Below are 12,449 nucleotides of genomic sequence, written 5' to 3' on the forward strand. Positions count from 1 at the left end.
ATTAGAAATTCACCTTAGCAGCTTTCATTTTCTTGAATTCTTGCCAAATTAAGTATTGAACCCACCATAGCATCTTTACTTACTTTTTAGAAGATTATTTGTGCGCTGACTTTTACAGCGAATGGTTCGGTGTCCGGATCATCAAGGTAAGTCATTCGGTGAAAGAAATCTACCCTAAAAAACTTAAAAATATTCTCCACCCCATAACCTAGCTCCAGATAGGGCATGTTTGAGTCTAAGCCTTGGAATGGTTGTAAAGGAAAACCTTCAGGATCCATCACAGGAGCATGAGACTTGTTGGCCTCGCTGACCGAACCAAATAGCACATTGGCATTTGCTACAGCCCTCCATTTTAATTTTTTAATTAAAGGGATTTTATTCAATAAGAAACCTTCAAAAAAGTGTCTGTAGCGAATACTGAAATATTGGTCAGAGGCAAATTCGTTAAAATTCATGGTGTTAAATGCTGCTGTTGTATAAAACAGGGTTTCATTTCCCAGGTGGTTTTCCAAAACAGGGTAGGGTACTTCACCGAATACTTTACCGGCTTCTGCCTCGTATTTGGAAATGCCTAACATGCCCATATTTAGTTTTTGGGAAATAACTAGGTTCATTTTTGAGTAATTGTATTCACCTTTAAGCCATTTAAAACCTTGAGAATAATTCACCGCGAAAATTGGCCATCGGGATGGTCCTAAGGAAATTCGCTCATTGTCATTGATAATAAAGGTTTCATCTCTACCATACCGAACACCTATTTTGGCTTCGGTTGTATTGAATTCTGATTTCAACTCAGAACCCACTTCGTCTCTATGATAAAAATTGTACAAAGGGTCAAAGTGATTCAATTTAAGACCACCTGATAAAATAAATCCTTTGAATAATTCCCTTCTAAGCTCCAATTTATGGTTGGTGGATATAAAAGGTTTTCGGAGTGTCCCAAATCTACTCGCGGCAAGGAATACACTGTTTCCGGCTAGGTTCTCCATTTCTAGTCCAACCTGATCGATCTCTTTCTGCGTGGAAATTTTAATGGTGGTCCATCTGTTTCTGTCTAAAATTCGAGTCACTCCTCCATGGTATTTTAACCTTTGGTCTAAAAAGCCATAGGCTGCATAGCCTTCAAGAGCCCACTTATTACTGAACTTCATATTTGTCCGAAATCCTGCGCCTACTCTTACTCCTTCTACATTGTTATAATTGAAAAAGCCTGGCCATGGGCCAAGGTCAAATTTACCTATGGGCAAATAGCTGGTAGCAAGAAATTTTAAACCTTCTGAATAAAATCGAATAACAGGGATTTTATTAAGGGTGTCTACCATTTGAAGAACAGCGAGTTCTTCTGTACTAAGTGGATCTTTTCTATTTTGATTCCAAAATTCCGCTCCTTCAGAATCAAAATCAGGTTGGAGAACGACTGCCTGATTAAAAAAGGAGGTAGGTTTAGGGTCTCCTGTACGAATACTGTCAATCGTTGTGTAAAATTTCGCCAACAAGCCTGCAGTTTTTGGCGTTATCTGACCAATTTTTACCTGTACACGTGTTTTTGAAGGAATTAATGCCCCCTGCTGTGTTGGCGTTAATTCCTGTTGAATTTTTATTCTTTCGATAAAGTTCAGGTTGGCTTCTCTTGGTATGGTAAGATCTACTTGTTTGAGGGCGTAGGTTTCTTTATTTATCCAAATGGTTCCTGTAAATGCCAGGTCCTGTTCTCTCAAGGGATAAACTTGCAAAGCATAAACGGAGTCTTCTCCAATTTTGATAGAATCCAGCAAGTCGTAATCATAAAAGCCCCGCCAACCATCTGCAATTGGGGAAACAAATTCTTTTTCGAGGATATTTAGCCAGTTTTTATAGAAGTTGTATTCTTGAAATGCTGAACCAGTGATCTGGGAGGCAGTTGAACCATCTGTAATCCCTACACCCGTAACCTTGGATTTTTCCACTACTTCTTTTTTAAGTTCAGGGTTATTCCTGAAATAAAAGGAAGAAAGAGTTTCCGAGAAGAAGACAGGCAAAATCTTTTCTCCCTCATCGTTGGTCAGTTGTTTGATGGAGTCTAAAACGGCCGTTACTTTCTGAACCGCTTTTCTTTTTGTAAAAGCTTCTGAAACATGGTCTATATCAATTTCAATCTTTGTATAGTTTTTTGTTTCGTATGCATTTAGATTCCGCTTGTCAAACTGTTTTTTCTTTTCCACAGCCTTCCGTATAATATCATAGGCAGGATTCTCTCCTGCTACAAATACAAAAGCCTCCAATTGGATATCAGAGGGCCTAAGTTGGAAATTAATTGTGTGCTCATTACCGCTTTCTATGGCTTTTGCCTGTGGTAGATATCCTATATAGGTCACCAAGAGGCTGTCTGCCCTACTGCTACTTGTGATAAGGAAATTCCCTTCAAAATCTGTAGAGTTCCCTACACTGGTACCCTGTAGCAATACTGAGGCGAAAGGGATAGGATCACCTGTTTCAGCATCAGTAACTTTTCCTTTTATAACCACCTGTCCATAGGTAGATAATGACAATAGGGTTAAAAGAAGTAAAAATATAAGTTTTGTTTTCAATTTTCAGTTGTTAATTATATTCTTTGGCTAAAAATGATTTGCCATAGGTTGTTAATCGAAATTAGTTGGCAAAAGTTCTATTTGAAAGAATTTAATTGTTAAGCAATTATATTAATTTAATCAATAATGAAGCTATTCTTTGGTTAAACTAAAAGATTCCCATGGGTTTTTATTCTTTTGGAGCAGGTTATGGAGGGAAATTTCCCTAAAAATGGAAATGATTCTGAGGTGATTTCTTTTTAGGGCATTTTCAGATGTTTTAATAATAATGTAATCTTGAGTTAAAATCAGTTTAAAGTAGAATGAACTCTCAAATGCTAAACTTTTAAAAAGTTTATTTGGGCTGAAAAATAGTGAGCTTGGATAAAAAAATCAGCGTGTATTTCAGCGGGGAGGATAATAACAAGTTTTGCCTGTTCATTAGGGTCGTGTAGTTTACCGAGTTTAATTTTGCATGGATTGTTACCTTTTAATTATAATTCAGGAAATACGAACTCCAAAAGTTTTTTTATTAGCAATTAAATTTTAGACTAATGCTGAGGCATATAATTATCTTATATAAAATTAAATTCTATAAATGATGGTTTGTCCGAAACATGTTCCGAGTAAAGTTATACCAAGTCAAAAGCGAAGCCATATTGGACCAAATCCCAGGTTTCGTTGGTATCCAATAGTTCTTTGATTCTCTTTTTATGGGAGTTTACTGTATTTACACCAATGTTCAATTCCTCACCGATTTCTTCGGCCTTCTGACAACGTCCCATTAGTGAAAGGACCTGTTTGTTTCTGTCGGTTAGCTGCGAAAATTTCTCTTTGTTTTTCTTGCAGAAGGCGATCTCCTCAGCGATCCGTTTTGTCTTGGGAGCAGCCCATGACTGGAAACTTAGCGGAATGATCTGAATAAAGAAATAACGCGCAATTCCAAGGCTATCTGGCAGAAGGTGATGGACAATAATCAGTTCCATTTCTTGCTCTTCATTAAGCGGATCTTGTCGGATAAAAAATTCCTTCGTTGGTGGAATGTTTTCATCAGCCTCTCTGCCTCCTATCAGACAGGTATGGGTCGCTTTCGGGTCAAAAATTAGCTTTTTGAATTCATGGCAGGGAAGGTGTCGAAAAAAGTTTTCTGTGAGTTTATATTTTTCAAGTCCCCTGGTACATATGAATAGATTTTCAGAAGGATTTCTTCTTTGGATGATTTTGATTCCTGGAATCCAGTCTGCAGCTAGTCGAAAGGCTTCCATTTTTGCTTCGATCAATTTATGTTCAATCGTTTTATTAGGTCCCATTGTAACTTGACTTTATCATTTTTCCACTAGTTTTGGTAGTCAATAAAAACAAGAATGCGAAAGAACAGAAATGAAATTCACGAAGGTAGGCAATCATGGGATGAACGTTCCTTTTCCTGGAATGAGTTTTGGATCAATGCCATTACTTTTCCCCAAATCTTTTAGGCAAAAACTACCTAGGTACCCAAATACTTGTGGTTAATGTTTTCGAAGCCTTCTATTCTCTACATAAAATAAATCGAGTCTTTGTTAGCAATATCAATTATTATGAAGAGATAACATCAGCGGATTAGGTCTCAAAAGTGACAGGTTCGGAGGGCTGAAACAACACAATCCATAGGCGTAATTAAAGCTGCTGGGGGGTAAAAAATCAATTTATATGCCTAAGGGATATTAGGGTAGAGCTTTTTCCTCCAGCAATAGTATATGGAGGATTTGCAATGAAATGCATTTTTTAGTACCCTCTAAATTCCGCAGCATATTTCTTTAATCAAATGGTTCTTATAGAGATAAAACCTTCCAGGTTTCACTCGCCTAATTTTAACATCAGGCTGATTATCAAAAAAACCTGGAAGGTTTCCGGATTTAAGGTATCCGATAAACAAAAAAAATGATAGAAAGCCAGCCCTTGCTTTAGAATGGAGGGACTATTTTGGTATCTTGAGTTTCCTTAAAAATGTAGATTTTATGGCACCACGATCCAGGACAGGTGAACTAATTTCCCAAAACAAAAAATTAGCTTCTCTTCCTATGCCCTTTTCACAATATTACCCTTACTATAGGATAGGTGTTCGGTTTGGGGAATCTTTTCGGGAGTTTTTGAAAAATGAAAGAGCTTACGTAGCGACAATGTACCCCGGTAAGCCTGAGTTGTCACTAGATGCGTCGGCTTTTTTGTCACCTTACGATAGGGAAGAAGTAGATTTAAATACCTGTAAGTATTTAAATGAATTCCTGAACATACTTATGGGGAAAGGTAAACATACTCCGGACAGGAGTAAAATTAAAACCTTTGATTTCGAAAAAATCGATGGTATTATGGAATCCAGCGGGTTTAAATATAAGCCGTCAACCTTGAGGAGGATTCAAGATTTTTGGCTTTTCACCAAACGCTGTACCTATCAAAAGGAAGATACAAAACACATGAATCCCGGGTTTCTGGACCTGTTATCTACATTCTGTGGCTTCTCTAATTTTAAGGAATATTTGGAGAGAGAATTCGGGGATAATTATCAAGCTGACAAAGATCCTATATATCAGGCCCTCCTTACGGGTTCGGCTGTTACACTTAGTAGAGAAAAAATAGGACCACGTAAAAAGCTAAGCCAAAAGCCTCGCGAATTGGTTCCCAATGCCGTTTCTGAACCCAAGACCGAGTACTTTATAGGTAGGGAAGAGGATCTGAATAATATTACCGAACAGCTTCACAAACTCGGAACCTTAGTCATCCATGGGGAGGGTGGAATGGGTAAATCCACCACCGCAGCTGCCTATTATCACAGGTCAATAAGTAAGATGGCCTATAAAACTGTGGCCTGGTTGTTTTGTGAACAGGGAACGTTAAAGGCAATTTTTGAACTATCCCATTTCCTGGGATTGAATTTTCAGGGAGTAGATGAAAAGGACCGGCTGCTAATGATACAGCACCAACTGAAAGGGATGGAGGAAGATTTTCTACTCGTGCTGGACAACGTGGAAGGTGATATTACCGATTTTATAACGGCATTCCAGGGCTTTAAGTGGGATGTACTGGTTACTAGCAGAGGAAGAATGGATTGGGAGGGGATTCAGGAGTTCGAACTGCCGGCCCTCTCGAAACCGGCAGCCAAGGCGCTTTTTAAAATCCATTACCGGAGCCGGTCCGGGAAATCACTGGAATCCGGAGAGGAATTTGAGTTTTTGCTGGACAAACTAATTTTGGCCATCGGGTACAATACTCTCTTAATCGAAATCTTTGCCAAGCAACTCCGGGAAGAGTTTTGGGAAATGGAGGAAGGTAGGTTTGGACTAAAGGAATTTTTGGATCGATTAGAAACGCATGGATTGTATTTGGAAGAAAGCCAGGAAGCGGTGAAGACAAACTATGCCTTCTATCGAAGAAAAAATGATGTAGCAACCGCTACAGACATCCTGAATATTTTACATGACTTTTCCAAATTAGACAAAAACCTCAATTCTTTGTTGATTAATCTGGCCTTGCTGCCATCAGGTAATCACACCGTGCCTTTTTTAGTTGAGCTTTTTCAACCTGAGGAAAATCGTCTGTTACGCAATAATTTAAAGAAGCTGTACGCCAAAGGCTGGATTGGTGGCGATGGCTTAACCCAGTTTCGTATAAGTCCCGTCATCCAGGACCTGACCATAAAGAAGCATCAGGAAGTCCTCTGGGAAGAAGGAAAAGGATTGGTGAAACGGGTCAAGTCCTTGATTCGAGAGGAACCTGACCAGGATAATATGCATACCAAGTTCAAATGGCAGCCGATCGCCGCAAAGCTTGCCAATCACTTAACAGGTTGTGAAGAAACGGAATATAGTGCATTTTTGAATGATTTTGCTGTACTTTTGCTATTTGTAGGAGGCCGTGAGAACCTGGATCGTGCAGCGAAAGAGCAGGAGAAGGCGCTGGCTTCTGACCTGAAAAACTTTGGCGAAGACGCCCCGGCGATAGCGCGCTGTCGCTCCAACCTTGGGTTAGTGCTTAAGGATCTCGGAGGCCGTGAGCACCTGGATCGTGCAGTGGAAGAGCTGGAGAAGGCGCTGGTTTCTTACCTAAAAAACTTTGGTGAAGATGCACCGACAGTAGCGACCAGTCGCTCCAACCTTGGGTTAGTGCTACAGGATCTCGGAGGCCGTGAGCACCTGGATCGTGCAGCGGAAGAGCTGGAGAAGGCGCTTGTTTCTGACCTAAAAAACTTTGGCGAGGACGCACCGACAGTAGCGACCCGTCGCTCCAACCTTGCTTTAGTGCTTAAGGATCTCGGAGGCCGGGAGCACCTGGATCGTGCAGCGGAAGAGCTGGAGAAGGCGCTGGCTTCTGACCTGAAAAACTTTGGTAAAGATTCTCCTCAAACCGTTATCCTTCGCGTAAACCTGGCTTCTGTATTGTATTACATAGAAGGAAAAGAAAACCTGCTTAGGGCCCAAAGCTTGTTAATTAAGGCCCTTGCGCTGCACCATTTTGGAGAAGAACATCAAATAACGCAGGTCGCAAAAAGTTGGCTGGAAGCAGTTGAGGATGCTCTTAATAGAGGGTAAGTCTTTTTTCAGGTTGTAAGGGACTGGGTTTAATTCCTTAAGGAATAGATTTTTTTGAACCTTCTTTCAGATGTTGGATTTTTATCCCTCTTAAATGACCCCTACTCCGGTTTACTTTTTTACCCAACATCGTGCAAAAAAAAACCGGGTGAAATTCCGGTAACTTTACCTTTCGTGTATTCCGGTTAGGCATCAGTTTTATTCCAATCATGGCAGTATTTAGCTCCTTACCTTCCGGCAGGGAGGATGGCAGAACCTTGTTTTCGGTTTATTAGAAATTGCGAAATGGTACGATAGCGAATCCGAAACGCGCGTTTATGGATTAGAACTACTCAGGGTATTTGTTTTTTTTACCCGTCCATATCCACTTCCTAAAGATTTTTTTAAACCGATTTGATCGGCGATGGATAGACGATATCGCCGATGGATCGCCGATATGTTTTTTAGCTAGTTCCTCCTCACCTTTATTGAAACAAGGCCACAAGCTGATCCAGGGCTATCCTGAGACGTCCGGATAGCCTTAATGCTAGTAGGAAAAGCCGTGGTCCTGGCAGTGCTGTAAATACCGGAGTGATTCAGGCCAGTCTGACGGGGGGTAGTCCCCTGCGTCACTCCAAAGCCCCCCTTTAAAGTTTTCTCAAACCTTAAAGGACAAAACAATGAACAAGCTAAAATTGGCAGTTGCCATCGTATTGATGGCACTGACCCTCGGCGGCTGCGGTCTGTTGCCTGATAAAACAGACATGGAACCATTCTCTTCACGATCATTCAAAGTTCCAGATCCACCAGATCCGGGAGATGGTTAATCAAAAAGTAAAATAGACATATCATTCAACATAAATTAAAAATAATGAGGCTTCGGAATTTTTCCGGAGCTTTTTTTTATATTTAACCGCGGGTATTTCAACCTATGAATTTATTTCTAATGAATCTGATTAAGTATTTTTTATTGACCTGCGTTTTGTCGGTTTTATCAACCCACCTTTTACCTGCACAGGGAGAACTGGCCTTATTCGATTCCCTTTATGAGCTTGCCGGAAACTATAAAAAGGAAAGTCGCTTTTTGGATGCCGCAGCAGTTTATAGCCAGATTGAACAATATCCAACCTGGATACGAAACCCCGAAAGTGCCAGAAAGCTGTTTAATAGCAAGGGATATGTGTATTACAAGGCCCAACTATACGACTCTAGTGCCTACTACTATCAAAAATCCAATGAAATGGCCATTCGGCTTCAAGACACATCCCGGATTGTGGTTTCTTATAAGTCGCTGGCATTGGTATACCGGGTTTTAGGGCGCTATTCAAAGGCGCTGGAAAATAACCAACTGGCACTGACATTGGCGAGGCAAATAAATGCCAAAGAAAATATCGTTGATTTAGCCAACTCCACTGGATTGATCTATTATAATTTGAAACAGATAGACAAAGCACTTGATGCCCATAGGGAGGCTTTATTATTTTCGAAAGCGTTAAATGATTCCACAAGAATGGCTTCCATGTATAATAATATTGCCATGAGCCAATTTGATTTGGGGTATTATGACAGCAGCTTATTTTATAATTTAAAGTCTTTGGAGTTGAAGCAAAAGCTGAAAATACCCAGAACTGATCAGTTTTCCACGATCAACAATATAGGGGAGGATTATTTGGCGATGGATAGTTTGGATTTGGCGGAACAATACTTATCCGAAGCAAATCGACTTTGTTTGGAATCCGATAATGACCAGGGGGTAATCGCTTGTTCTTCCAATCTGGCCAAATTGGCTTTGAAAAAAGGGGAATTCGGTCTTGCGGAATCTTATTTGACACTCGTTTCAAAGCTGTTGGCGGAAGTCTATATAAGAGACCTTCATTTGGACTTTCTTGTTTTGAAAACATCCCTGCTAGAAAAACAGGGAAAATACAATGCCGCATTAAAGTCACATAAAGAATTGTCAGCACTTCGGGAAGATATTTTCCAGTCCGAGCAGCTTGATGTGCAGCAGTTGGAGGCAAGCTATGCCCTCAGGGAAAAGGATCTAGAAGCGCAAAACCTGACCCAGGAAGCGGAATTGGCCAGGGCCGAGTCAAGAAAAAATGCCCAGATGATCCTGTTTTTGTTGGCGGGGCTTATTGTTGCAGGGCTGGTCACTTTTTTCTTTATCCGGCTAAACCGAAGGCTAAAAGAAAAAAATACGCTTATCGCACTTCAGAAGCTTGAAATAAAACACAGCTCATTCAACATATTGATGCGTATGCAGTCCCTTCTTCGCATAACTTCAAATTCACTTGAGGATCCCGCTACACGGGAAAAACTGCAGCAAGTCGAAGCTTCCATCATTTCTGCAGCTTCCTTGCAACAGTTTACTTATGGAATTGAAAATGAGGAAGAGGTGTCGCTGGGCGAATTTCTGAAAGGGCTTGTCGAAAGGTTGAAAGAAGCCTTTTCGAATCCAGCCCATCCGGATATTGCGTACTCAGTGGAAATAGAAACCGATGCAGTTCTGCCGGTGAAGACGGTTTTAAACTGCGGATTAATGGTTGCCGAAATCATAAGCAATTCGATTAAGCATGCTACCAACGATGTTACAAATCCCAGCATTAGTGTTTGTTTGTCAAGGTCAGACGCCCAATTTCTCCTTCAGGTGGGAGACAATGGAAGGGGGATTTCCGTTTCGGCTCAAAACCAGGGAGTAGGCACAGGCTTGATCTACCGCCTGGCCAAATATATCAAGGCGGAGTTGACGGTGAAAAACGAAGGCGGGACCTGGTATACGATTAGATTAAATTCCTAAATAATCCGAATCCATTTTTGTTGAAACCTTGCGGCCTTAGCCAAGGTGCCACAAGGTTTTCTAGTTTCCCATTTTTTTGACAATGCATAAGTATAACAACAATTTTCAGATGCATATTTACTTTATTCCTCCCAGCTTATATTTTTAAATTCTCCTCCAGTTACCACCACCGTCCGGTTCTCATCCGGATCGACTGCCGTAAATTCAAAGGTCCCCGAAATTCGTTTCGCTTCATGGTCTATTGCAGTTACTACTATTTCTATCTCTCCAAAGTCATCGGTTACCGCAGAATAGGCAACTTCTTCATCAAGCAAGACCATACTTGAGTTTCCTGCCGAAGAATAGGTGCCGAAGCTGGGTTCGGTATCCGTACCCCTGTTCTCAAAAACAGTTCCAGCCTTCAAGGAGGCAAAGTCCGGCCCAGATAATACAAGACCAATATCCACGGCAGCTGCATTTTCCCAGGTCAAGTCCAACCCTGCGAAAAACAATACAAATCCTCTCTGATTTGAAAAAATCACCAAGCTGGTTTGAATGTGCTCAAAATCCGATGAATTTTCCGGTGTTTTGATTGCTTTAAAGGCCTTTCCGTCTATGTTGGCAGTTATTTCCTGATTAATGGGGAGAATAGGGGTTTTTTCTTTCGGTTCAAAACAGCCTGTGAAGATCAAAATTATCGATAAGTAACTAAGAAATTGTTTCATACAATTTAGAATTTAAGTGTATCCAGTTTTATTTATTTTTCCGGCAAACTATATGCAGACAATACAAAAATAGAAGGTCGGTATCTAAATGATCTCACCAATAGTGGTGATATTGAAGTAAAAATCAGCTTCATGAAATTACCGTTAGTAGGGGTAGAGGATAAACCTGGTAATCTGAAGATCTTTCTGCGAAGAAACGCGGTTTTTCACAAGCCTGGTTTTTCCAATAATTTTCTTTTCTTATATTATCAGCCATATCAACAAATCAAAAAGGAGCGGTGTCGGGAGCATCTATTCTGAAACCTTTTTGAACGGTTACCACCAATAGATTCGTCAGGTTTTGAAGAGGAAAATTTCGTATGTTTAAAGGAAAGCAATGGAACCGGAACAAAAAATGAGAAAGATCGATGAGGAAAGAGATCTCTGTTACAATTAGAAACTGAAAACAATTTTTTCATCGGTTTTTGATTTTAACCTACCTGTAAATGGTAAGGATTGAATTTGTTTTCCATGCTTTTTATTCTTAAAATTAAAATTCAATGTTTTTTATTTCGAGCAATTTGATTGGTCGAAAATTCTGAACCCTTAAACTGAAAGCAAGTGCTAAACCAAACAAAGGTATTGGTCGTGGAAGACGATCCCTTAGTGGGAGATTTAGTAGTATCTGATTTGGCATCTTTGTTTCCGCATGGAGAAATAGCTGTCTCCGGCCCTGCGGAAACTTATCTTGAAGCTATCGAACTTCTTCAAACGGTATAACCGGATATTGCATTGCTGGACATTGATTTAAATGGTGATGTACAGGCCGGCATTCGACTCGCGCAGCATATCAATCAAACCAGACCTATACCAATTATCTTTCTTTCCGGTTTGCCTAGGCAATCGGGAGGATTTGATACGGCCAAGCTCACCGCACCGGTTGGCTACTATCAGAAACCTTATCAACGACAACAGTTGGCAGATCAACTCGAATTGTTGGTAATCAGGAAATCCCAGGGGAATTTGTCAGGCACAAGGAATTCAGAACCTTCCTCTTCCAAATCTCTAAAACCTACTCCTATTTTAGTCTCTACTGCCCATGGGGAGCATACCGCACTACCTTTGGAAAAGCTGGTTTTACTTGAGGTGGATGGAAAAATCATTCGTGCTTTCCTTGACGGGCTGGAATTTCCCGTGGTTTTTACTTCGAAAGGCCTGAAAAACTTTTTTAGAGAAAATAAAGAACGACTTGAAGCGGATTTTTTTCAGCTTAGCCGAAAGCATGTAATTTGCTTAAGCAAAATAGAACAGATAAAGCACAACCATATTCGATTGACCCAAAACTTCCTAACCGCAGAAAAAAAATCATTTCCATCCCCATACCACAAAACGGGGATAGTCGGGCGAGGCTTTATGAGAAATTAGGAAAAAGTAAATGATGCAGTTTTGCTTCTATCCGACTACTTTAATTTTTTTTTGATCTTTTGCGCAAACAAAATGGATTTTCACGCGCTACAATATTTCTCCCGGTAATGTAGAACAAGAAAAAAGCTATTCCAACCCTCCCTATTTTTTTTCGAACCGAACTTTTATTGTAAAACCACCAAAAGTGGTGACAATAACCAAAATACCTAAAGTTACTTTTGTTTTAAAGGATTGAAGTTTTCCTTTTTAACAAGATAATTAAATTCCGTTTAAAAAATGAATAATCTCTTATTTAACATGGGTAACTTAAAATTTAGAAATCATGTTTGATAAAATTAAATTTCATTGCCACCCTCCTTATAAATGTCACGATGATGTTCGGATACGCATTAATCATGCCAGTAAATGCAACAGATAATCCTGTCTGTCAAAAAGTTGGAACTGCAAAGACTAC

At 40.1% G+C, this 12,449-nt stretch carries 8 protein-coding genes; 5 read left to right on the plus strand and 3 right to left on the minus strand.

Annotated elements, in window-relative coordinates:
- Positions 1–86 precede the first annotated feature (86 nt).
- Both AC13EX_RS07545 and AC13EX_RS07550 read right to left on the minus strand, forming a co-directional pair.
- Positions 87–2,567: a DUF5686 and carboxypeptidase-like regulatory domain-containing protein gene (locus AC13EX_RS07545; RefSeq protein ID WP_482892191.1), complete on the minus strand. Its 2,481-nt coding sequence runs from the start codon at positions 2,565–2,567 to the stop codon at positions 87–89.
- Between the two features lie 611 nt (positions 2,568–3,178).
- On the minus strand, positions 3,179–3,856 hold the full coding sequence (locus AC13EX_RS07550; protein WP_482892192.1) for a helix-turn-helix domain-containing protein: 678 nt from the start codon (positions 3,854–3,856) through the stop codon (positions 3,179–3,181).
- Between the two features lie 687 nt (positions 3,857–4,543).
- On the opposite strand from AC13EX_RS07550, the gene AC13EX_RS07555 reads away from it, so the two are divergent.
- The 3 genes from AC13EX_RS07555 to AC13EX_RS07565 all read left to right on the plus strand — a co-directional run bounded on the left by AC13EX_RS07555 (position 4,544) and on the right by AC13EX_RS07565 (position 9,887).
- Positions 4,544–7,111 carry an NB-ARC domain-containing protein gene (locus AC13EX_RS07555; protein WP_482892193.1) on the plus strand — a complete coding sequence of 856 codons (2,568 nt, stop codon included), beginning with the start codon at positions 4,544–4,546 and terminating at the stop codon, positions 7,109–7,111.
- Between the two features lie 659 nt (positions 7,112–7,770).
- A complete protein-coding gene (locus AC13EX_RS07560) occupies positions 7,771–7,917 on the plus strand; it encodes a hypothetical protein (RefSeq protein ID WP_482892194.1) in 147 nt (48 codons plus the stop codon).
- A gap of 119 nt (positions 7,918–8,036) precedes the next feature.
- A complete protein-coding gene (locus AC13EX_RS07565; protein WP_482892195.1) occupies positions 8,037–9,887 on the plus strand; it encodes an ATP-binding protein in 1,851 nt (616 codons plus the stop codon).
- Positions 9,888–10,009: 122 nt separating this feature from the next.
- On the opposite strand, the gene AC13EX_RS07570 is transcribed toward AC13EX_RS07565, so the two are convergent.
- Positions 10,010–10,591, minus strand: a complete 582-nt coding sequence (locus AC13EX_RS07570; protein WP_482892196.1) for a DUF6252 domain-containing protein — start codon at positions 10,589–10,591, stop codon at positions 10,010–10,012.
- A gap of 600 nt (positions 10,592–11,191) precedes the next feature.
- Between AC13EX_RS07570 and AC13EX_RS07575 the strand changes: the two genes are divergently transcribed.
- Together AC13EX_RS07575 and AC13EX_RS07580 are read left to right on the plus strand one after the other, a co-directional pair.
- Positions 11,192–11,350, plus strand: coding sequence for a hypothetical protein (locus tag AC13EX_RS07575; protein ID WP_482892197.1), 159 nt, complete (start codon positions 11,192–11,194; stop codon positions 11,348–11,350).
- Positions 11,351–11,362: 12 nt separating this feature from the next.
- Complete coding sequence (locus AC13EX_RS07580) at positions 11,363–11,995, plus strand: response regulator (RefSeq protein WP_482892198.1); 633 nt, start codon at positions 11,363–11,365, stop codon at positions 11,993–11,995.
- Positions 11,996–12,449 lie beyond the last annotated feature (454 nt).

This window comes from Cyclobacterium sp. L-R (genome assembly GCF_056859355.1).

Coding starts and splice junctions, on each gene's coding strand:
- AC13EX_RS07555 (WP_482892193.1), top strand. CDS start 4,544: ATGGCACCACGATCCAGGACAGGTGAACTAATTTCCCAAAACAAAAAA.
- AC13EX_RS07550 (WP_482892192.1), bottom strand. CDS start 3,856: ATGGGACCTAATAAAACGATTGAACATAAATTGATCGAAGCAAAAATG.
- AC13EX_RS07570 (WP_482892196.1), bottom strand. CDS start 10,591: ATGAAACAATTTCTTAGTTACTTATCGATAATTTTGATCTTCACAGGC.
- AC13EX_RS07565 (WP_482892195.1), top strand. CDS start 8,037: ATGAATCTGATTAAGTATTTTTTATTGACCTGCGTTTTGTCGGTTTTA.
- AC13EX_RS07560 (WP_482892194.1), top strand. CDS start 7,771: ATGAACAAGCTAAAATTGGCAGTTGCCATCGTATTGATGGCACTGACC.